Here is a 20,426-nt window from a genome sequence, read left to right as displayed (position 1 = left end):
CCCCGTCGCGTGCATCGTTTTGATTCGATTAACGATCAGGTGACTCGAACCGCGGTCACGGCAGATCAGCCCATCTTCTGCATGATCGACATCAGTTTTTTTGCGTAATGCGGGTCGGTCGCGTAACCGGCGCGCTGCATGCCGTTGGCAAAACCGTTCACGTCGTGCGCCGAATTGATCACCTGCGCGTAACGCGGATTGCCCTTGAGCAGGCTCGCGTAGTCGGTCATGGCTTCCTGATACGAGTCGTAAGCGCGGAATTTTTCGACCACGCGCTGCGGCTTGCCGTTTATGTATTCGGTCGTGACCGTCGACACGGTCTTGCCGGTCCAGTCCCTGGTCGCTTTGATGCCGAACACGTTGTGGCTGGTCGAGCCGTCCGTCTTCTTAATCTCGCTCTTGCCCCAGCCGGATTCGAGCGCCGCCTGGCCGATGATGAAGCGCGCCGGAATGCCGGTCGCCGCGCTGGCCGCCTGGGCCGGTTGGGCGAGCTTGTCGACGAAAGCGTCGACCTTCGGTGAAGTGCCGTCGCCTTTCAATGGCGGAGTCAAAGCGCTGTTGGCCGAGTAGCCCTTGCCCATCGCCAGCTGGCCGTTGGCTTGCGCATTGCCGTACGCTTTGGCGAGCGCGTTCAGCGCCGCGGTCTGACCTTCATCGCCACCGCTGCCGCCGCCCAACGCGTTGGCCATGCCGGCCAGGCCACCGGCGGCGCCTGCGCCGCCCGCACCGCCGCCCACCTGCATGCCCTGATTGCGCATCAACTGCTTGAGCATGGCGTCAGCCACGCCAATGCCCTTTTGCGACATCTGTTGCGACAACTGCTGGTCCATCATCGACGTGAAGGTGGCGCTGTCGTGTGAATCGAACGGGCTGTCTTGCGGGGTCGCGTCGCGCATGCTCTTCAACATCATCTGCGTGAACACCGCGTCGAACTGCTGCGCGGCCATCTTCATGCCGGCTTGCGGCGATGCCTTGGCCTGCGCGCTCAGCTTCGCGAACCCCTGCACGTCGAGGGCAAAGCGGTTGCTCAGGTCGTTCGCCGCGCCGGCGGAATTGGTCGTATCCGAATTCATCCTGTGTCTTCCTTAGATGATTTCCAGGTCGGCGCGCAGAGCGCCCGCCGCTTTCATCGCCTGCAAGATCGACATCAGATCCGCGGGCGTCGCACCCAATGCGTTGAGCGCCTTCACCACTTCGGCGAGATTGGCGCCGGCGGTCACCAGCTTCAGTGCGCCGTTGTCCTGCTTCATCTGAATCTGCGACTGCTTGGCCACCACCGTCTGGCCGTTCGAGAACGCGCCAGGCTGGCTCACTACCGGCTGCGTATTGATCACGACCGAGAGGTTGCCGTGCGCGACCGCGCAGTTCTGCAGCGTGACCATCTGATTCATCACGATCGAGCCGGTGCGCGCGTTCAGGATCACCTTCGCGGCGGCTTGCGCGGGCTTGACGTCGAGATTCTGCAGTTGCGCCATGAAGGCGACCTGCTGCTCCGGATCGCTCGGCGCGCGCAACTGGATCGTGCGGCCGTCGAGCGCGGTGGCCGTGCCGCCGCCGAACGCGTTGTTCACCGCGGCCACGACGCGCTGCGTGGTGTCGTAGTCCATGTCGTTCAGGTCGAGTTGCATCGTGCCCGCTTGCGAGACCGATGTCGGCACCGCACGTTCGACGATCGCGCCACCGGCGATGCGGCCCGCGGCAAGCGTATTCACCTGCACCTTGCTGCCGTTGGCGCTCGCGCCGGCGCCGCCGACCGCGAGATTGCCCTGGCCGAGCGCATACACCTGGCCGTCGGCGCCCTTCAGCGGCGTGAGCAGCAGCGTGCCGCCGCGCAGGCTCTTGGCATTGCCGAGCGACGACACGGTCACGTCGATCGCTTCGCCCGGACGCGCGAACGGCGGCAGCACCGCCGTCACCATCACCGCGGCGACGTTCTTCAACTGGATGTTCGACAGCGACGACTGCGAATTGCTCGAACCCGCCGCCTGGTTGTTGATCGAGATGCCAAGGTTCGCCAGCATGTTGGCGAGCGTCTGCGTGGTGAACGGCGTCTGCGTGGTCTGGTCGCCGGTACCGTCGAGGCCGACGACGAGGCCGTAGCCGATCAGCGGATTGTCGCGCACGCCCTGGATCTGCACGAGGTCCTTCAAACGTTCGGCATGAGCAGGCGTGACCGCCGGCAGCGCCGCGCAGGCGAGCGCGACGAAGGCGAGCGCGCGGCCGAAACCGGCGAATCGCGCGAGGCGGGTGCGGGAGAAAACGGTACGCATGATCACCACGGCGACACGTTGAGGAAGAAGCGCTGCAGGAAGCCCATGTTCTGGGATTCGTCGATATAGCCCTTCGCGGAATATTCGATCTTCGCGTCGGCCACCTGGGTCGAGTACACGGCGTTCAGGTTGGAGATCGTATTGGGATTCACCACACCGGAAAAGCGCACGAATTCATTGCCCTGGTTGATCAGCATCTGCTTCTCGCCGCTGACCATCAAGTTGCCGTTCGGCAGCACGCCCGTCACCGTGACGGTGATCACGCCGCTGAACGTGTTCGACGCATTCGCACCGCCCGTCGCGGCAAACTTGTTGGCGCCGTTCGCACTCAGGTTGACTTTGCCGAACAGGCCGCCGAGAAAGCCAGCGGTCGGCACGTCGAAGTTGGTGTTGCCACTGCGGTTGATGCCCGCGCCCGAGGACTTGGTCGCATTGACGTTTTCCTGGATCACGATCGTCAGAATGTCGCCGACATTGCGCGGCCGCTGGTCTTCGAACAACGGACGGCCCGCGTAACCCGGGTTGAAGATCGAGCCGGGCGACTGCGCCGACGGCGGCATCGGCGGCAGCGCCGTCATCGGCTGCTGCGTGATCGGCTGCTTCGGCACGAGGCCGCAGCCACCCAGGGCCGCGAGCAGCGTGAGCTGCACGAGCGCCTGAGCGGTGCGCGAATGAACCGGATTACGAGTGAAGTGCGACATCTTGATTTACCGCCTTTTTGATTCCCAGTCCCTTGAGCCTTAAACCTGCATCTGGCTCAGGGTCTGCAGCATCTGGTCGGAAGTGGTCACGGCCTTGCTGTTGATTTCGTAAGCGCGTTGCGTCTGGATCATGTTCACCAGTTCCTGCACCACGTTCACGTTCGATGCTTCCACGTAGCCCTGATTCAGCGTACCGGCGCCGTTCAGGCCCGGTTGCGCGACGTTCGGCGCGCCCGACGAAGCGGTTTCCGCGAACAGGTTTTCACCCTTCGCATCCAGACCGGCCGGGTTGATGAACGTGGCAATCTGCATCGAGCCGAGTTGCTGGCTGTTGGTCGAGCCTGCCACGGTGATCGACACCACGCCGTCGCTGCCGATGGTGAGCGAAGTCGCGTTGTTCGGGATCGTGATCGCCGGGATCACCTGGTAGCCGCTCGACGTCACGAGCTGACCTTGCGCGTTGGTCTGGAACGAGCCGTCGCGGGTATAGGCGGTCGTGCCGTCGGGCATCTGCACCTGAAAAAAGCCTTGGCCGTTGATGGCGACGTCTTTCGAGTTGCCGGTCTGCTGCAGGTTGCCCTGCGTGTACAGACGCTCGGTGGCGACCTGCTGCACGCCCGTGCCGAGCTGGATGCCGGACGGCAGTTCGGTATTCTGTGTCGAGTTCGCGCCTGGCTGGCGGACGGTTTGATACAGCAGATCCTCGAACACCGCGCGCGAGCCCTTGAAGCCGTTGGTGCTGACGTTCGCGAGGTTGTTCGAGATCACGTCCATCTGCGCCTGTTGCGCATTCATGCCGGTCGCGGCGATGTAGAGTGAGCGATTCATGGTTCTTCTCCTGGGCGCCGAAGCGACCCGTTAGCTAAAGCTGAGCAACTGGTTGGCCGACTGATCGTTCTTGTCGGCGCTTTCCAGCAACTTCGTCTGCATCTGGAACTGGCGCGCGTTGGTGATCATCGAGACCATCGCGCTGACCGGATTCACGTTGCTGCCTTCGAGCGAGGCCGGCGCCAGCGTGACGGTCGGATCGGCGTCGGCGGCGTTGCCGTCGGCGGTGCGAAACAGACCGTCGTCGCCACGCGTCATGGTTTGCGGATCCGGATTCACCAGCTTTAGCTGATCGACCGTCACCACCGCTGTCGGCGGATCGCCCGGCGTCAGCGCGGACACCGTGCCGTCCTTGCCGATGGTGATTTCCGCGCCCGGCGGCACCGACACCGGGCCGCCGTTGCCGAGCACCACCTGATTGGTGGCGTTCACCAGCTGGCCGTTTTCATCGACATGCAGGTTGCCGGCGCGCGTATAAGCCTCGCCGCCGTCGGCGGTTTGCACCGCCAGCCAGCCCGGACCCTGAATCGCCACGTCGAGCGGGTTGCCCGTCTGCTGGATCGGCCCGGGCGTGTAGTCCGCGCCCGGCGTCGACGACAGCACGAAGGTGCGCGTGGTGTTGTCGTTGATCGAACTGCCGTCGCCGAACGACATCGGCACGGCGCGGAAAGTGGCCAGTTGCGCGCGAAAACCTGTGGTCGATGCGTTGGCCAGGTTGTTCGCGACGATTGCCTGCTGTTCGAGCGCCTGCGTGCTGCCCGACATCGCGGTATAGATCAGCCGATCCATGATGGGTTAGTCCCGGTCGCTTACAGGTTGATCAGGGTCTGGTCGACGGTCTGCTGGGTCTTGATCGTCTGCGCGTTCGCCTGATAGTTGCGTTGCGCGGTGATCAGGTTCACCAGTTCGCTCGTCAGATCGACGTTCGAGTTTTCCACCGCGCCGCCTTGCAGCACGCCGTGGTTGGTCGAGCCCGGCGCGGAAATCTGCGCGACGCCCGATTGCGAGGTCTGCTGGAACTCGTTGTTGCCGAGGTTCACCAGACCGTTCTGATTTGAGAAGTTCGCCAGCACGATCTGGCCGAGCGCGGCGGTTTGCTGGTTCGAATAGTTGCCGGTCAGCGTGCCGTCGGCGCCGATCGTGAAGCTCGTCAGCGTGCCGGCTGCGTAGCCGTCGGGCTGCAGCGAGTTCACGCCGTTCTTGCCGCCGTACTGCGTCGTGCCGGCAATGTTGAGCGTCAGGTTCTGAGGCGTCGACGAACCGTCGGTCGTCGGGATCGAGAAGTTGTAGGCGAACGGCGTGGTGGTGGCGACGCCGGCTGCGTCCGTCGTGCCGAGCAGCGTGCCCGACGAGTTGAAGTTCGCGTGGCCGACCAGGCTCGCCGTGCCGGTCGAGGTGCCCGCGTACACGTCCCACGTACCGGCCGACGTCTTGGCGAAGTACATGTTGACCGTCTGCGAGCCGCCGAGCGAGTCATAGACCGTCGTGCTGGTCGAGTAGTTGTACGTCGACGAGCTGTTCTGGTTGAACGCCACCGGGGTCGGCGCGATCGCGACGCTGTCGCCCGTCGCCGGTGTGCCGTTGAAGGTGATGGTCTGGCCATTGCCGAGCGCGACCGCCGTGCCCGCCGTATACGTCGCGGCGGCGGACGTCGTGCCGAGCGTGGTATCGGTGACGGTGTAGGTCGTCGGGCTCGTGAAGTTGACGGTGTAGCTGTCGTTGTTGGTGCCCGAAGCGGTGTTCGTGATGGTCGCGCCCGGCGTCGTGAGCGTGCTGCCGCCCGCGAGTGTCGGCGTCACGGTCGGCGTGCCGAGCATCAGCGGGTCCTGCGCGTTCAGGTTCAGACCGGCGGTGATCTTGGTGGTCGCCTGCGGCGCGATGTTCGCGGTCGGCACGGTGAGCGGCACGGTCTGCGCGGTGTTGATGATGCCCGAGCTGTTCGCGGCGTAGCCCATCAGTTGCAGGCCTTGCGCGTTGGTGATGAAGCCGTTCTTGTCCAGCTGGAACACACCGTTGCGCGAGTACACCAGCGATCCGTTATTCGACAGCTGGAAGAAGCCATTGCCGTTGATCGCGACGTCGAGCGCCTGATTGGTGCTCGTAATCGTGCCTTGCGAGAACTGCTGCTGCACTTCGGAGAGCTTGGTGCCGATGCCGACCTGGTTGCCCACCGCCGTCGCCACCGAATTGGCGTACATGTCGGCGAATTGCGCGGCGCCGCTCTTGAAGCCAACCGTATTCGCGTTGGCGATGTTGTTGCCGATCACGTCGAGGTCGCTCGACGATGCCGACAAACCACTCAAACCTTGTTGGTAACCCATGACGGTCTCCGTATCTGGAAAGTCGTAACTGACAGAATCTGAATCAGAGGATGGCGGCGACGCTGGTCAGGCCGACCGTCGAGCCGTTCGAGAGCACGAGGCCCGGCGTACCGTTGTTCTGCATGACGACGCTTTGCACCGTGGCGCCCGTGAGCGTGGTGGCCGTGGCCTGCTGACCGTTGATCGTGCCGACCGCGCTGATCGTGTAGTTGCCGTCCGGCAGCGCATTGCCCGCTGTGTCGGTCGGTGTCCAGCCCACCGGAATCGTGCCGGCCGACTGTTTGCCGAGGTCGATCGTGTTGACGATCTGGCCCGCCGAGTTCTTCACGACCACTTGCAGGTCGTTCACCGAGTTGGCGAGTTGCACGCCGAACGCGCCGGCCTTGCCGCTCGCGACCGCCACCGAGCTGCCGGGCGCGAGCACGGTCGAGCCGATCAGCAGTGCGGCCTGCGACTGCTGGCCCGCCGACATCTGCGTGGCGAGCGAGCTGAGCGTCGTGTTCAACTGGCTGATGCCCGAGACCGTGTTGATCTGCGCCAGCTGCGAAGTCATCTGCGAGCTGTCCATCGGGTTGGTCGGATCCTGGTTCTTCAGCTGCGCGACGAGCAGTGACAGGAAGGTGTTCTGCAGATCGGTCGCCGAGGTGCCGGACGTGCTGCCCGTCGAACTCGAGGCACTGTTCGTGCCGTTCATCGTATCGAGCAGCGTTTGCGACACTGTCGTGCCGCTGCCGCCGATGGTGGTGTTGGTGGTCAAGGAGCTCTCCTCAGGTTCCGATCGTGAGCGTTTTCAGCATCAGTGTCTTGGCGGTGTTCAAGGTCTCGACGTTGGCCTGGTACGAGCGCGAGGCCGAGATCATGTTGACCATCTCCTGCACCGGATCGACGTTCGGCAACGTGACGTAGCCGTCCGAATTGGCGGCCGGATTGCCGGGGTCGTAGGCGGTCTTCATCGGCGTCGGGTCGTCGACCACGCCGGTGACCTGCACGCCGCCGACCTGCTGGCCGGACGCCGTGCGCGCGCCGCCGAGCGGGCTGACCGCGAACACGACCTGCTTGGCCTTATACGGCTGGCCGTCCGGGCCGGTCGTGCTGTCCGCGTTGGCGAGATTCGACGCCGTCACGTTGAGCCGTTGCGACTGCGCGGACATCGCGGAGCCTGCAACACCAAAAATGTTCATCAGGGATGGCATGTTTCCTGACCTCTCCTGCCGGTAGAGCCGGCTTCCAAGTTAATCCCGTAGCGATTGTTCTTGCGTACTGCTGAGTCTGTCGGCGTGGCTTCTTACGAGCCCGACTGGATCGCCGACAGCATCGTTTTGATCTGGCTGGACAACACCGTCATGCCCGATTCGAAATGCAGCGTGTTGTCCGCGAACTGCACCCGCTCGGTATCGATGTCGACCGTGTTGCCGTCGAGCGCGGGTTGGGTCGGCACGCGGTATTGCAGATTGCCGTAGTCGTCGGACGGGCCGCCGGTCGGCGTCAGCGTCGACTTGCCGGCCATGTGGCCCGGCGCCGTCGACACCATCGACATGCCGCTCGTCACACCCGCGGGTTGCGTCATCGCCAGCGTCGCGTTGTTCGATGCGGCAGTGCCGGTGGCGCTGCCGCTCTTCTTCAGCGCGCCGGCGAGCGACGAGGCGAAGTCGACGTCGCGCGCCTTGTACCCAGGGGTATCGGCGTTGGCGATATTCGACGACAACAGCTCCTGCCGGTAGGCACGCACATCGAGCGCTTGACGGCCAAAGGCGAATTCGGCATCGAGTTTGTCCAGCATAAGAATCTCCGGAGAACGTTCCCGAGGCTTCCCATGCATGCCTCGCGTGAGGACTGCACCAGGCGGGAAGACCTTTTTGCATGAGGTGCATCTTATGGGCCGAACGCAAGCGGCAATCGGACGAATAACCGGGAAAGGGGGCTTCTATTCAACGTTTGCGCAAAGGGGGCGCTCACTAGAATGCAAGGCGTACCGATGCATTCGATGGAGAAACACGATGGACCAGCCCGCTTTCGATCCGACGCACCGCGCGAATTGCGCGGCGGCGCATCGCGTGGGTGCGGGTGCCGGCGTCGCACGGCGTGTTGCGCGTCCGGCCTCACGTCTCCTGACTCGCCTCGTCGTGAATCTGGCGGTGTGGGTCGCCGGCGGCATTGTGCTGCTGCCCACTACCACGCAGGCCCAGGAAGCCGGCGGCCCGATCGTGATTCCCGGTCCGGGAGAAAAGAACCCTGCCGCGCTCGCCGATCTGGCCGAGCACATGCAAGCCGCGCCGGCGAAACGCACCGGCTCCGCCGCCACACTGGCCGCTGCCACCGCGCAATCGCTGAGGTCGAATTCCGCGGCTCGCAACGCCGATTCATTCACGCGCGCCGCCAACGCTGGCGGCTCGATCGTCATTCCGGGCGCGGGCGAACCGCCCGCCGCGCCGCAAATGATCCGCACCAGCTTCAGGCCCGACGCCAACGGCGTCGTGACGATTCCCGCGCCGGGCAGCGCCAATGCCGCCGCCATGGACGGCGTTGCACGGGTCAATGTCATGCCGGGTTCGCGTCAGGTGGTTCCGGTCATGGTGACGCCCGCGCCGCAGGCCAACGGCGCTCGGCAAGCGGCAGGCGTTCAGCCGGTTGCCGCCAATGCGCCGCTCAATGCAGCCGCTGGGGCATCCGCGGCGGCAGGTTTCGATAGTTTGGCGTCGCGCGGCGAGCCGCCGCAGTTGGGCGCGAATGGCAAGCCGCTCGCGACCCGCGCCGCCGTGGCGCCGGTTGCAACGGCGGCGCCTTCGGCCGCGCCGGCCACCATCGCCCGCACGCCGGCCGCGCGGCAAGTCGCACCGGCTGTCGCGCAACAGAATCTGCGCCCCGCGACACTCGCGCCAGCCGCGCCGCTGCCCGGCCAGCAGGATCCGGAAGCGATCCGCCGCGCCGCGCTCGCATTCCTGCAGCAGCAGTCCGCCGGCTTGCCCGGCAAGGTCGACATCACCGTGGCGCCGGCGTTTCCGCGCGGTCTCGCGGACTGCACGATGCTCGAACCGTTCATGCCTAGCGGCGCGCGCCTGTGGGGCCGCATGACCGTCGGCGTGCGCTGTGCGGGCGAGCGTCCGTGGACCATTTATCTGCAGGCGCGCATCTCGCTGCACGCCACCTACTATCTGGCCGCCCGCGCCATGGCGCCCGGCGAAGTGCTCACCGCCGCCGACCTCGTCGCGCGTGACGGCGATCTCACCGGCTTGCCGCAAGCCATCGTCACGGACCCGTCGCAGGCGGTCGGCTCGGTCACGCTCACGCGCGTCGCCGGCGGCATGCCGCTGCGCCGCGACATGCTGAAAAGCGCGTCGGCGGTTTCGATCGGACAGACGGTGCGAGTCGTGGCAGCCGGCGAAGGTTTCGCGATTTCGGCGGAAGGCAGCGCGATGAACAATGCGTCGCCGGGCCAGCAGGTGCGGGTCAAGACGGCCAACGGCCAGATCATTTCCGGCATCGTGAAGGATGGCTCGACCGTGGAGATTCAGCTGTGAACCGCTACGGCGCGCACGCCATGACGAACTCCCGCGCCGCGCCCGTTCTGGCCGCCGCGAGCAGTGCGGCGGGCAGCGCCGAAATGAGGCCCGCCAACGGGCCGTGTGGAGATGTAAGGAAAGGTAACGCCTTGATCGATTGCGCTAAAGTTTTGATCAGCGGTAGCCGTTATAAGGATCAAATCGTTCAGGAAGCCAATCGTGAAAGTCGATTCCACAAACAATTCGAATCTGCCGACGTTGAAAGACGCCCTGTCCCGCTCGCAAGCAGGCGAAGCGACGACCGCGAACAGCAACGCGCAGAATGCGGGCACGGCCTCGCAGACCACCACCAGCGGTTCGGGCGACGCCAGCGTCAGCCTGTCGGGTTTGTCGCAGCATCTGCGCAGTCTCGCGGCGTCCGGCTCGGCCGATATCGACACGGCGCACGTCGAGTCGATCAAGCAGGCCATCAAGGACGGCTCGCTGAAGATCGATTCCGGCAAGATCGCCGACGGCGTGCTGAACACCGCACGCGAACTGTTGCAAAGCAAAACCTCGTCGACCGGCAACTGATCGACGCATCGAAGTACGGTGAAGTGCCGGGCGGCGTTCGACAAACCCGGCTCGCGGATCATGCGCGAGCCGTCGTGTTCAGCGAGTTGTTGAGATGAAAGACGCCCTGCTTGCCACCCTCATCGAAGAATATTCGGCCGTCGAGGCCTTTGCCTCGATTCTGACGCTCGAGACCAAGGCGCTCACTGCCTTGTCGCCGCTGGAATTGCTGCCACCGATCGTCGAGAAGAAAACCGAACTGATTGGCGCGCTCGCCAAGCTCGAAGCCACCCGTGACGGGCTGCTCGCCGAGATGGGCTTTCCCGCCGGCTGGCCCGGCATGGAGCTCGCGGCCAGCACCGACACGCGCGTCGCCGAGCAGTGGTCGTTGCTGCAGAAAGCCGCCGAACGCGCGCGACGCTGCAATACCAGCAACGGCGAACTGATCCGCGTGCGAATGGACTACAACCAGAGGGCGCTGAAGGCGCTTCAGGTAGCCGCGCCGCAGAAGGCCGGCTTCTATGGTCCGGATGGCCGGATTCCGGCGCGTCCCGCCGTGTAAAGATTGTCGCTGGATCGGCACGGCCTGACGCGTGGGCTTGGCTGAAACAGATGGATTGAAAGGGCTCGTCTTTTGATGAGCCCTTTTTGCTTTTCAGGCGCCCCGCTTCGAGCGCGCCTCACTCCTTCCCGCACACGTTAGCCATCCGGCCAGGTGGCGCGAAATCGCCAGCCGCGTTGAAATCACGACTTCCCCCTTACTGAGTTGGTCCGCCGTCCCGCGCTTTTTCAAGGCTATCCGGACGTGCATCAACGGAGTGCTAACCACTAGCGAGGTTGTGTAATGGTGTGTATGATTCGAGGAGTGCAGTATGAAAAGTGCCGAGGTCGTGAAACTCATTCAGGCGGCGGGTTGGCAGCTGGTCCGCACATCGGGCAGCCACCATCATTTTCGTCACGCGGCAAGAGCCGGTCTCGTGACCATCCCGCATCCGAAGAAAGATCTTCCGCCCGGCACATTGAACAGCATCCTGAAACAGGCGGGCCTGAAATGAAAAACCTGACTTTCCCTATCGCGATTGAACCGGGCAGCGCGGATCACGCGTTCGGCGTCATCGTGCCCGACATCCCGGGCTGTTTTGCGGCAGGCGATACGCTGGAGGAAGCCTACGCGAACGCCAAGGAGGCTATCGAGGCGCATCTGGAAGTGCTGCTCGACGAGGGCTTGCCGATTCCCGCGCGGCGCACGCTGCAAGAGCACCGCCGCAATCCCGACTATGCGGATTTCACGTGGGGACTTGTCGCCACCCGGAATATTCCCGCCTTGAAGAAGGCGGTACGAATCAATATCTCGCTGCCCGAAGCGCTGGTCCAGGAGATCGACACTTATGCCCAGGCGCGTGGCATGTCGCGCTCGGCCTTTCTGGCACTGGCCGCGGAACATGAAATGGCCGAGGCATGAGGTCAAGCGGAGGCGAGACACGCCGCTCACCGCTCATTTACATCACCGAATACCCGAACTTCAGGTCGCCTCGGCGTTCGCCCAAGCCATCTCGCGCAAGCGCGTACGCAAACGGGCCACGGCCTGGCTGTGCAACTGGCAGACTCGCGATTCGCTGACTTCCATCACCGCGCCGATTTCGCGCAGGTTCATGCCGCGTTCGTAGTACAGCGACATCAACAGCTTCTCGCGGTCCGGCAGGCGGTCGATCGCCTCCACCAGCGCCGAGCGCAGGCTGTCGTCGAGCAGCGCCGACAGCGGGTCCGAGTGATCGACGCAGTAGCGGTCGAGGAACGGCTCGTCGTCCGCCGAACGGTCGAAGTCTTCGTAATAGATCAGCTGGCTGCCGTGCAGATCCTGCAGCATCGACTGATACTCGTCGAGCGGCATTTGCAGGTGCTCGGCGATTTCCGTTTCGCTCGCCGAGCGGCCCAGATTCTGCTCCACCTTGTGCACCGCCGTCTCCACTTCACGCGAGGTGCGCCGCAAGCTGCGCGGCAACCAGTCGTTGCTGCGCAATTCGTCGAGCATCGCGCCGCGAATCCGCTGGCTCGCGTAAGTCTCGAACTGCGCGCCCTGGTCTTCCTTGTAGCGGCCTGCCGCGTCCAGCAGTCCGATCATGCCGGCCTGGATCAGATCGTCGAGATCGACGCTCGCCGGCATCTTGGCGACGAGCTGCAAGCCGAGGCGACGCACCAGCGGTGCGTACTTCGTCAGAACTTCGGCTTGGGAAATCTTTCCCTGAGCGTTATACATCGTGCTCCCCTTGTCCTTGTGCCGCCACTCAGGCGTGCTGCGCAGACGGTTGGTCGGCGTGTTGCGCCGCTGTAACTGCCGCAGGCGCCATCCACGGCGTTTGCGACGACATCGCTGGCCGCATCGGCCAGTACTGCAATTCGGCGGCGAGGTGCCGGAAGTCGCGCGCAGCCGGTGTCGATGGAAACGCATCGACGACACAACGCGACAACTCCAGGGCTCGCGCCATCCGCGCATCGGCGGCAATACAACCGGCGTCTTCCAGCGCCACCGTCAGGTAGCGCCCGGCCACGCCGGCCAGGTTTGCAAACGCGGTATGCGCGTCGTTCACGCTCTGCACGTGGTTCACCAGCACGCGGAACTGCGCGATGGCGTGCGCGTAGTGCAGGCGCTTCATGCATGCGTACGCGTCGGTGATCGCGTGCGCGGCCATGCGCGTGACGATCATCACGTCGTGCGCTTGCCTCGCGAGCGCCGAGAGATGCCCTTGCGCATCCAGTTCCGCGTCGATCAGCACGACGTCGGCGGAACCGCGCAACACCACGCCGAACTCCGCGGCCGTATGACCTTCCCGGTTCGGGCGCGAGGCGGCCAGCACCGAGAAGCCGAGCGCGTGCCTTGCAGCGGCGTCGTCGAGCGTCATCTCGCCGCGCATCACGGCGGCGAAATTGCCCGCCCCGCGCACGCCGCCGAGCATCGTGCTCACCGACTTCTCGCCGAGGCATTCGTCGATCACGAGCACGTCCTTGCCCTGCTGCGCCAGCGCGGCGGCGAGGTTCACCACCGTCGTCGTCGAGCCGACGCCGGCCGAGCCGCTCGTCACCGCAATCACACGCGAGCCGCTGCGGGCCAACATCCGCCGCAGTCCTTCTGCCTGATCGGAGATGACCTTATCCAAAGCGGACCTCGTGCAATTCGGCCGTGGAACGTGCGGACAATGCGGACAGCAACGCCGGAATGTCGTCGTCGTGCGGCACGAATGGCGAGTTATCGCGCGGTATGCAGAAGGTGCTCTTGATCAGGAATTTCTTTGTCGCCACGTACAAGTTCTCCGGCACCTTCTGACCGGTCGACACGTAATGCACCGGCAGCTTGTAACGGATCACCGTATCGAGCACGCCGCCGAGATTGGTGGCTTCGTCGAGCTTGGTCAGAATGCAGCCGGCGAGCGGCTGTTGATCCGGCGCGCGCTGATAGGCTTGCACGACTTCGTTGAGCGTGTCGCCATGGCTGGTGGCATTGAGCAGCAGCAGGCGTTGCACCGGCTGACCGGCGTGGCAAAGCATCGCGATCTGGTCGGAGACGAGGCGGTCGCGCTGGCTCATGCCGATCGTGTCGATCAGCACGATGTGCTTGTTGCGCAGTTCGGCGAGCGCGAGTTGCAGGTCGGCGCCGTCTTTTACCGCGTGCACCGACACGCCGAGAATCTTGCCGAAGATGCGCAGTTGTTCGTGGCCGCCGATCCGGTAGCTGTCGGTGGTGAGCAAGGCGACCTTGCTGGCGCCGAAGCGCATCACGCAACGCGCGGCGAGCTTGGCGGTGGTCGTCGTCTTGCCGACGCCCGTCGGGCCCATCAGCGCGAATACGCCGCCGCGCTCCATCAGCGCGTCTTCGTCTTCCATCACCGGCAGGTTCGAATCGAGCACCGAGCGGACCCAGTCCATGCCGCCATCCATGTTCTCGACGTCGGCCGGCAGGTTGTCGACCATCATCTGCACGAGCTGCGCGGAGAAACCGGCCGCGAACAGATGCTTGGTGAGCGAGGCGCGCACCGGGTTGCGGCGTTGGCGCTCGCCCCACAGCAGGCCGGCGAAATGCTCTTCCATCATTCCGCGCATCGACGACAGTTCGCTCATCACGGTGTCGTTGACGACTTGCTCCATACGCGCCTTGATTGCTTCGGCGACCGAAGCGGGCGTGCGGGCGTCGTCGTTCGAGGACGGCGCCGATGCGTTTTTCTGCGCGGCGCGGCGTGCGGCGGCTTGCGCGCCTTCGCGCGCCCAGTCGGGCGTATCGCCCCCCTGCGGCGCGGCGGCCTTGGCCGGTTCGACGGCGGCACCGAGGCCCTTGGCCATCGCGGCAGCCGGCGTCATCGCGGCGGGACGCGCGCTGTATGCGCCTTCCTGCTGCTGTTCGGCGGCGATGCGGCGAGCGTGGTCGATCAGCCAGGGATTCGATTCGGCCATCGTGCGCGGCGTTTGCACGTCGGCGCCCGGTGCGGTGGACGCAGCCGGCACGCCGGCCGCTTTGAGCAGATCGGCGCGGATGTCTTCGGTGAGGCGCGAGGCCGCGGCGCGGGCGCTCGGTTGCTCGGGGCTGGTCGGTTTCGACGGCACTTCCGCGGCTGCCTTGATCGGGGCGGCTGCCTTGACGGGGGCGGCGGTCGGTGCGTCGCTCGCGTCGTCGTCAATGTGCTCGGAGTATGAGACGTGGTTGCCAACGCCGTTGCCGAGACTCTCCGCGCCGGCTTCCGGGCTCGCGCCGAACACCGACGAGAACACATCGGGCATGCCGCTCGCATACGGGTTCGCCTGCATCGGCGCTGCCGCCGGCATGGCGCGCGGCGCGGCCAGCGCGGGCCGTCCAGCCATCGCATTCATCGATCCAGCCTGCGGTGCGCCGGCGCCTGCGCGCGGGACTTTCGGCGAGAGTGCGGCGAGGTCGCTGTCGGCCAGCGCGACGATCTCGACGCTGCCGTCGTCCATCGTGCGATTGGACAGTACGACCGCGTCCGCGCCCAACGCTTCGCGCACGAGACGCAGCGCATCACGACTGGTAGCACCGACGAATTTACGAATGTTCAAGCTGGACCCCCGATGAGGTAAACGGACTAACGGACCGGCAACATACCGCTTCCCATTGAGATCATTATTGCGAAACCCGTCGAGGCACGATCGATGGATAAAGACCGTTAAAGGTGGGCAATTCGGACGATGGAAACGTGCTTCGATTCACACGCACGCCGGTTTGAAACACGCCTGGCGGCGGCGTCGGACGGCGCTTTCGCGGACGCGGCGTGTACTCCGCCGTCCGCTTGCGACATGAAAAGTCAGGCGACGAAATGAAAACCGGCGCTCCACGAGCGCCGGCAAAAGACATCGGCCACAAACTGGCCTCGGTGAGCGATCCGCCTTACCCGTGCGCGCCGATCAGATTCACCACCTTGATATTGCGCGTGTCGGGCACTTCCGCATACGACAGCACCTTCAGCTGCGGCAGGCTGCGACGCAGGAAGCGCGCGAGCATCGGGCGCAACGCATGCTGCACCAGCAGCACAGGCGCAAGCCCGAGGTTCTGCTGACGCGTCATCGCCTTCTGGGTTTCGTTCAGCAGCGTGTGCGCGAGGCCCGGCTCGAGACCCGGATTGGAGCCGGTCGAGAGCGCCTGCGAGAGCACGCGTTCGAGATTCGAATCAAGGCCCATCACCTGCATATCGCCGACGCCCGGGAACCACTGCTGCGTGATCGCCCGACCGAGCGCGAGGCGCACGGCGGCGGTGAGATCGTGCGCGTCGGTGATCTTCGGCGTGTGTTCGGAGAGCGCTTCGAGAATCGTGCGCATGTCGCGAATCGGCACGCCTTCTTCCAGCAGATTTTGCAGCACCTTTTGCAGCGTGGTGAGCGGCAGCGCCTTCGGCACCAGATCGTCGACCAGCGACGGCGTGTCCTTCTGCATCCGTTCGAGCAATGCCTGCACTTCGCGGCGGCCGAGCAATTCCGACGCATGCGTGACCACGAGGTGATTCAGGTGCGTCGCCACCACCGTGCTCGAATCGACCACCGTGTAGCCGTACACCTGCGCCTGCTCACGCAGATTCGTATCGATCCAGATGGCCGGCAAGCCGAAGGCGGGATCTTGCGTCGGCGTGCCCGGCAGCGCGGCGGACACCTGGCCCGGGTTGATCGCCAGCCACTGGCCCGGATACGCTTCGCCGACGCCCACTTCGACGCCCTTGAGCGCGATGCGATAGCCGTTCGGCCGCAATTCCAGGTTGTCGCGGATGTGAATGACCGGCGGCAGAAAGCCGATTTCCTGCGCGAACTTCTTGCGGATGCTCTTGATCCGCTTGAGCAGTTCGCCGTCCGAGTTCTTGTCGACGAGCGGAATCAGCCGATAGCCGACTTCGAGGCCGAGCGTGTCGATCATCGTCACGTCGTCCCAGCTCGCTTCGGTGTTTTCGACCGGCGCCAGCGCGGCCGGTGCGACATCGACGAGCGCCGTGGTGTTCTTGCGCTCCTCGGCGCGCTTTTTCATCGTGCGGCCGAGCTGGATCAGACCGCCGCCGAGAATCAGAAACGCGAAGTGCGGCATGCCCGGAATCAGGCCCATCAGCACGAGAATGCAGCCGGTGATCATCAGCACGCGCGGATTAGTGAAGAGCTGTCCCGTGAGCTGCGTGCCGATGTCTTCGTTGGTCGCCACACGCGAGACGATCACACCGGCGGCGGTCGAAATCACCAGCGACGGAATCTGCGCGACGAGACCGTCACCGATGGTGAGCAGCGTGTAGTTCTTGCCCGCCGCCGCGAAGCTCATGTCGTGCTGCACGATACCGACGATCAGTCCGCCAATGATGTTGATCACCATGATCAGCAAACCGGCGATCGCATCGCCGCGCACGAACTTGCTCGCGCCGTCCATCGAGCCGTAGAACTCGGCTTCCTGCGAGACTTCCGAGCGGCGCTTGCGGGCCTGTTCTTCGTTGATGAGGCCGGCATTCAGGTCGGCGTCGATCGCCATCTGCTTGCCGGGCATCGCGTCGAGCGTGAAGCGCGCGGACACTTCCGCGATCCGCCCCGCGCCCTTGGTGATCACCATGAAGTTGATCACCATCAGGATGATGAAGACGACGATACCGACCGCGAAGTTGCCGCCCACGAGGAAGTGGCCGAACGACTCGATCACCTGGCCGGCCGCGTCGGGGCCGGTATGGCCCTCGAGCAGCACGACCCGCGTGGACGCCACGTTCAGCGAAAGGCGCAGCAAGGTCGAGAACAGCAGCACGCTCGGGAATGCCGCGAAATCGAGCGGCTTCATCGTGTACATGCTGACGAGCAGCACCATCACGGACAGCGCGATGTTGAAGGTGAACAGCAGATCCAGCAGGAACGGCGGCAACGGCAAAATCATCATGCCGAGGATCATGCAGATCAGCACCGGCCCGGCGAGGGCGCGCAAATTGGTGCTGCTCAAGGCGTCTGGCCGTCGGGCGAGGAAACCGGCGCGAGCGTTCATGCGGAGGCTCCTGAAGCGTCTTCGTTATCTGGGTTGAGCGTGTCGGCGGCTTCCTGATCGGCTTCGTCGTCCGATACGCCGCCCTTGTCGAGTTCCGCGGGCACGTCGAGTTCGGTCGGTGCGAGCGGCACGTCGCCGCCCTCGGCCTTGAAGCGCCGCAACTGATACACCCACGCGAGCACTTCGGCGACCGCGCCGTACAGCGGGCCCGGAATCTCGCGATTGAGTTCGACGTTGTGGTACAGCGCCCGCGCGAGCGGCGGCGCTTCCAGCAGCGGCACATTGTTCTCGGCGGCAATTTCGCGAATTCGCGCCGCCACCAGATTGACGCCCTTGGCGACCACCTTCGGCGCGCGCATCTCGCCGTCGGTGTATTGCAGCGCCACGGCGAAGTGCGTCGGGTTGGTCACCACCACGTCGGCCTTCGGCACGTTGGTCATCATGCGGCGACGGGCAATCGCGCGCTGTTGCTGGCGAATCCGGCCTTTGACGTGCGGATCGCCTTCGCTTTCGCGGTGTTCGCGCTTCACTTCTTCCTTCGTCATGCGCAGCTTCTTGTGGAATTGCCACAGTTGATACGGCACATCCATCGCGGCGACGACGAACATGCCCGCGACCGTCATGCCGCAGCACACGGCGATCAGATGCACGGTGTTGGCGAGCGCGAGATGCAGCGGCTGGGTCGCCAGCGCGAGAATCTCTTCGCGGCGATTCCAGATCGCCGTGCCGCCGATCACGCCCACCACCAGCGTCTTCGCGAGCGACATGCCGAGCTGGATCGGTCCGTTGATCGAAAACATCTTGCCGAGGCCGGCGATCGGATTGAGGCGGTCGAACTTCGGCTCGAGGCCTTTCGCCGACAACTGCCAGCCGCCCAGCGCCATCGGCGCGAACAAGGCGGCGACGCCGGTGAAGGCGAGAATCGGCAGCAGCGCGTAGAGCCCTTCGCGGCTCGCCACGCCCGCGCCGATCATCATGCGGCGGGTCTCGAACGCGCCGGCGTGATCGAACGTGAAGGCCACGCGCAGCATGCCCTGCAAATGTTCGCCGATGCTGCCGGACATCCCCCACACGCCGAAGAACCCCGCCGCCAGCAGCGCAAACGTGGACAGCTCGCGCGAACGCACGATCTGCCCTTCCTCGCGCGCCTTCTGCAGGCGCCGGGGAGTGGCTGATTCGGTTTTTTCGAGGTCGCTATCCTCTGCCACAAACGCTCTCCGGTCGGCTGAGGCACGGCGCCTCTTTCCAGTGAGAGCGATTATTCCCGCTCGACGCAAGCACCGATCGGCGGATAAAGGCGGAGAAAGGGGGGTATTTCGACGGATGGAGACGGCCGGGAAGCCCGCCGGCCGGCCCTGCTGACGCGAAACGGCAATCGTGGCCAAGCCGGACACCCGCGTGTTTCGCGCGTGCGCCGGTTCGGCTTCAGCCCTCAGGCTTCACAGTGTGGCGCTTCGATCAGAACGCCACGAAAGGCGTTTGACCGCCATTCGCGGTCTGATCGATGCCGTAATACACATGGCGGCCGTAGAAGAACGGCAATCCGAGATCGAAGCTGCTGTTGCCGCCGATCTGCCCCGCCAGGTCGTTGAACGCGTAGTTGTTGCCGTTGCTGAACAGCGTCGCGGCACTCAGGATGCCGATGCTGGCGTTCGCCTGCGCCTTGTTCAGCCCGACCAGCGTCAGCGTCCGCGTTTGCGCCGACGATGGGCAGTAAAAGCCCGCGAAGTTGCTGCCGCACTGCGCAAGCGAGCTATCGCCGAAGAAGTAGGCGTTCGAGCCCGAATCGAGGAAGGCTTGTACCTGCGTGCCGTTGAACACGCTGTTGTCCATGTCGCCGAAAGCGTCGGTGGTGAAAAGCTGGACCCCGGTGAGCGCGTTGTTCGCCTGCGTGCCGACGCCGAACACCAGTGTGCCGGTGGCCGACGCTGCGCCGGTATTCGACACCGGCGGCATCTGCACGATCACGCCGTTGTTGTCCACCGGGAAAAACGGGACCGGATTGGCCACCTGCTGCGCGAGTGGCACCGCCGTGCGGGCGCAAGACACGCCGCCCGGACAGGCGAAGTAATTGCTGAATTTGGCGGCCTGCGCCGGGTCCGAGCAGGTCGTACCGCAATCGGTGGGCGACGTGCCGATGCCGAGAATACCGTTGGCGCCGAGATCGTCAACCTTGTTCTCGGCCTGGCCGCTGCCGCAGCCGGGCGTGGGCACCGTGCTCGAATCCTTGTCGCCGATGATCTGCATCGGAACCGCCGCCGTCGTGGTCTCGCCGCCGATCGCGATGGTCGCCGTGCGCACCGTGCCCCACGTGAAGCCGTCCGCGAAGGTCGCGCACTCGGCGAGCTGCGCGCCGCTGCCGCTGATGGTGCTGACCGGCAACGCATTGAGCAGCGAGGCGTTCAGGACCGAGCTGACCACGCGCAGCCCGTAGGAACCGGTATCGACCTGGATGTTGTCAATGGTCTGACAATTGGTAGTTGAGCCGGGCGCGCAGATTCTCACGCTGACCGCCGGGATATTGATGACGCCGTTCACGCCCCGGCCGACGGTGATGGGCACTGTATTCGCCGCAGTCGCAGCGATCGGCTGCTGGGTCGGACTGGCCGGCAGCGAGCCGCCGTTCAACGTGGCCGAAGAATCGTTACTGGAGCCGCCACCGCCGCCGCACGCGACGAGCGCGGACACCAGCGCCACGGCCACGACGGCCTGCATCCAACCCTCGAGCTTCACAGCAATATGCTTGGTTCGCATGTCTCGTC

20 protein-coding genes are annotated in these 20,426 nt (G+C 64.8%); 5 read left to right on the top strand and 15 right to left on the bottom strand.

Annotated features, from left to right (window positions below):
* Window positions 1–65 precede the first annotated feature (65 nt).
* The 9 genes from flgJ to flgB form a co-directional block, all read right to left on the bottom strand.
* Window positions 66–1,073 carry a flagellar assembly peptidoglycan hydrolase FlgJ gene (flgJ, locus tag B0G82_RS06850; RefSeq protein ID WP_106284807.1) on the bottom strand — a complete coding sequence of 336 codons (1,008 nt, stop codon included), beginning with the start codon at window positions 1,071–1,073 and terminating at the stop codon, window positions 66–68.
* A 12-nt stretch (window positions 1,074–1,085) separates the two neighbouring features.
* Window positions 1,086–2,270 carry a flagellar basal body P-ring protein FlgI gene (locus B0G82_RS06845; RefSeq protein WP_106284806.1) on the bottom strand — a complete coding sequence of 395 codons (1,185 nt, stop codon included), beginning with the start codon at window positions 2,268–2,270 and terminating at the stop codon, window positions 1,086–1,088.
* Between the two features lie 2 nt (window positions 2,271–2,272).
* Window positions 2,273–2,971 carry a flagellar basal body L-ring protein FlgH gene (gene flgH, locus B0G82_RS06840; RefSeq protein WP_116143698.1) on the bottom strand — a complete coding sequence of 233 codons (699 nt, stop codon included), beginning with the start codon at window positions 2,969–2,971 and terminating at the stop codon, window positions 2,273–2,275.
* A 39-nt stretch (window positions 2,972–3,010) separates the two neighbouring features.
* Window positions 3,011–3,799 carry a flagellar basal-body rod protein FlgG gene (gene flgG / locus B0G82_RS06835; protein WP_012434703.1) on the bottom strand — a complete coding sequence of 263 codons (789 nt, stop codon included), beginning with the start codon at window positions 3,797–3,799 and terminating at the stop codon, window positions 3,011–3,013.
* Between the two features lie 30 nt (window positions 3,800–3,829).
* Window positions 3,830–4,588, bottom strand: coding sequence for a flagellar basal-body rod protein FlgF (gene flgF / locus B0G82_RS06830; protein ID WP_106284804.1), 759 nt, complete (start codon window positions 4,586–4,588; stop codon window positions 3,830–3,832).
* A gap of 20 nt (window positions 4,589–4,608) precedes the next feature.
* Window positions 4,609–6,120, bottom strand: coding sequence for a flagellar hook protein FlgE (locus tag B0G82_RS06825; protein WP_121307020.1), 1,512 nt, complete (start codon window positions 6,118–6,120; stop codon window positions 4,609–4,611).
* Between the two features lie 43 nt (window positions 6,121–6,163).
* Window positions 6,164–6,877, bottom strand: a complete 714-nt coding sequence (gene flgD, locus B0G82_RS06820; protein WP_116143692.1) for a flagellar hook assembly protein FlgD — start codon at window positions 6,875–6,877, stop codon at window positions 6,164–6,166.
* Window positions 6,878–6,887: 10 nt separating this feature from the next.
* Window positions 6,888–7,313 (bottom strand): flagellar basal body rod protein FlgC, encoded by a 426-nt coding sequence (gene flgC / locus B0G82_RS06815; protein ID WP_012434707.1) that lies wholly within the window; start codon window positions 7,311–7,313, stop codon window positions 6,888–6,890.
* A 92-nt stretch (window positions 7,314–7,405) separates the two neighbouring features.
* Complete coding sequence (flgB, locus tag B0G82_RS06810; protein ID WP_012434708.1) at window positions 7,406–7,900, bottom strand: flagellar basal body rod protein FlgB; 495 nt, start codon at window positions 7,898–7,900, stop codon at window positions 7,406–7,408.
* Window positions 7,901–8,117: 217 nt separating this feature from the next.
* Here flgB and flgA point away from each other — a divergent pair, with 217 nt between their 5' ends.
* From flgA to B0G82_RS06785, 5 genes are all read left to right on the top strand, one after another.
* On the top strand, window positions 8,118–9,638 hold the full coding sequence (gene flgA, locus B0G82_RS06805; protein WP_121307019.1) for a flagellar basal body P-ring formation chaperone FlgA: 1,521 nt from the start codon (window positions 8,118–8,120) through the stop codon (window positions 9,636–9,638).
* A 201-nt stretch (window positions 9,639–9,839) separates the two neighbouring features.
* The gene (gene flgM / locus B0G82_RS06800; protein ID WP_121307018.1) at window positions 9,840–10,193 is read left to right on the top strand and encodes a flagellar biosynthesis anti-sigma factor FlgM; all 354 of its coding nucleotides are present in this window, start codon (window positions 9,840–9,842) and stop codon (window positions 10,191–10,193) included.
* A gap of 94 nt (window positions 10,194–10,287) precedes the next feature.
* Complete coding sequence (locus B0G82_RS06795) at window positions 10,288–10,734, top strand: flagellar protein FlgN (RefSeq protein WP_121307017.1); 447 nt, start codon at window positions 10,288–10,290, stop codon at window positions 10,732–10,734.
* A 310-nt stretch (window positions 10,735–11,044) separates the two neighbouring features.
* Window positions 11,045–11,227 carry a type II toxin-antitoxin system HicA family toxin gene (locus B0G82_RS06790; RefSeq protein ID WP_106284797.1) on the top strand — a complete coding sequence of 61 codons (183 nt, stop codon included), beginning with the start codon at window positions 11,045–11,047 and terminating at the stop codon, window positions 11,225–11,227.
* Window positions 11,224–11,634, top strand: coding sequence for a type II toxin-antitoxin system HicB family antitoxin (locus tag B0G82_RS06785; protein WP_116143681.1), 411 nt, complete (start codon window positions 11,224–11,226; stop codon window positions 11,632–11,634). The genes B0G82_RS06790 and B0G82_RS06785 overlap by 4 nt, the downstream gene beginning before the upstream one ends.
* Window positions 11,635–11,694: 60 nt before the next feature.
* Here the strand turns inward: B0G82_RS06785 and B0G82_RS06780 are convergent, their stop codons facing one another.
* The 6 genes from B0G82_RS06780 to B0G82_RS06755 all read right to left on the bottom strand — a co-directional run bounded on the left by B0G82_RS06780 (window position 11,695) and on the right by B0G82_RS06755 (window position 20,418).
* Window positions 11,695–12,429: an RNA polymerase sigma factor FliA gene (locus tag B0G82_RS06780; protein ID WP_012434714.1), complete on the bottom strand. Its 735-nt coding sequence runs from the start codon at window positions 12,427–12,429 to the stop codon at window positions 11,695–11,697.
* Window positions 12,430–12,457: 28 nt separating this feature from the next.
* Window positions 12,458–13,327: an AAA family ATPase gene (locus B0G82_RS06775; protein WP_106284795.1), complete on the bottom strand. Its 870-nt coding sequence runs from the start codon at window positions 13,325–13,327 to the stop codon at window positions 12,458–12,460.
* Window positions 13,320–15,233 (bottom strand): flagellar biosynthesis protein FlhF, encoded by a 1,914-nt coding sequence (flhF, locus tag B0G82_RS06770; RefSeq protein WP_121307016.1) that lies wholly within the window; start codon window positions 15,231–15,233, stop codon window positions 13,320–13,322. The genes B0G82_RS06775 and flhF overlap by 8 nt, the downstream gene beginning before the upstream one ends.
* A 328-nt stretch (window positions 15,234–15,561) precedes the next feature.
* Window positions 15,562–17,664: a flagellar biosynthesis protein FlhA gene (gene flhA, locus B0G82_RS06765; protein ID WP_121307015.1), complete on the bottom strand. Its 2,103-nt coding sequence runs from the start codon at window positions 17,662–17,664 to the stop codon at window positions 15,562–15,564.
* Window positions 17,661–18,872, bottom strand: coding sequence for a flagellar biosynthesis protein FlhB (flhB, locus tag B0G82_RS06760; RefSeq protein WP_121307014.1), 1,212 nt, complete (start codon window positions 18,870–18,872; stop codon window positions 17,661–17,663). Before flhB ends, flhA begins: the two co-directional genes overlap by 4 nt.
* Window positions 18,873–19,122: 250 nt before the next feature.
* A complete protein-coding gene (locus B0G82_RS06755; protein WP_121307013.1) occupies window positions 19,123–20,418 on the bottom strand; it encodes a DUF3443 domain-containing protein in 1,296 nt (431 codons plus the stop codon).
* Window positions 20,419–20,426 lie beyond the last annotated feature (8 nt).

Source organism: Paraburkholderia sp. BL17N1 (assembly GCF_003634175.1).
Lineage (GTDB): Bacteria > Pseudomonadota > Gammaproteobacteria > Burkholderiales > Burkholderiaceae > Paraburkholderia.
This window is presented reverse-complemented; position numbering and strand designations above follow the sequence as displayed.

Excerpts from the sequence above, each read along its gene's own strand:
- flgJ (WP_106284807.1), bottom strand. The coding sequence starts at position 1,073 with ATGAATTCGGATACGACCAATTCCGCCGGCGCGGCGAACGACCTGAGC.
- B0G82_RS06845 (WP_106284806.1), bottom strand. The coding sequence starts at position 2,270 with ATGCGTACCGTTTTCTCCCGCACCCGCCTCGCGCGATTCGCCGGTTTC.
- flgH (WP_116143698.1), bottom strand. The coding sequence starts at position 2,971 with ATGTCGCACTTCACTCGTAATCCGGTTCATTCGCGCACCGCTCAGGCG.
- flgG (WP_012434703.1), bottom strand. The coding sequence starts at position 3,799 with ATGAATCGCTCACTCTACATCGCCGCGACCGGCATGAATGCGCAACAG.
- flgF (WP_106284804.1), bottom strand. The coding sequence starts at position 4,588 with ATGGATCGGCTGATCTATACCGCGATGTCGGGCAGCACGCAGGCGCTC.
- B0G82_RS06825 (WP_121307020.1), bottom strand. The coding sequence starts at position 6,120 with ATGGGTTACCAACAAGGTTTGAGTGGTTTGTCGGCATCGTCGAGCGAC.
- flgC (WP_012434707.1), bottom strand. The coding sequence starts at position 7,313 with ATGCCATCCCTGATGAACATTTTTGGTGTTGCAGGCTCCGCGATGTCC.
- flgB (WP_012434708.1), bottom strand. The coding sequence starts at position 7,900 with ATGCTGGACAAACTCGATGCCGAATTCGCCTTTGGCCGTCAAGCGCTC.
- flgA (WP_121307019.1), top strand. The coding sequence starts at position 8,118 with ATGGACCAGCCCGCTTTCGATCCGACGCACCGCGCGAATTGCGCGGCG.
- B0G82_RS06795 (WP_121307017.1), top strand. The coding sequence starts at position 10,288 with ATGAAAGACGCCCTGCTTGCCACCCTCATCGAAGAATATTCGGCCGTC.
- B0G82_RS06790 (WP_106284797.1), top strand. The coding sequence starts at position 11,045 with ATGAAAAGTGCCGAGGTCGTGAAACTCATTCAGGCGGCGGGTTGGCAG.
- B0G82_RS06785 (WP_116143681.1), top strand. The coding sequence starts at position 11,224 with ATGAAAAACCTGACTTTCCCTATCGCGATTGAACCGGGCAGCGCGGAT.
- B0G82_RS06780 (WP_012434714.1), bottom strand. The coding sequence starts at position 12,429 with ATGTATAACGCTCAGGGAAAGATTTCCCAAGCCGAAGTTCTGACGAAG.
- flhA (WP_121307015.1), bottom strand. The coding sequence starts at position 17,664 with ATGAACGCTCGCGCCGGTTTCCTCGCCCGACGGCCAGACGCCTTGAGC.
- B0G82_RS06755 (WP_121307013.1), bottom strand. The coding sequence starts at position 20,418 with ATGCGAACCAAGCATATTGCTGTGAAGCTCGAGGGTTGGATGCAGGCC.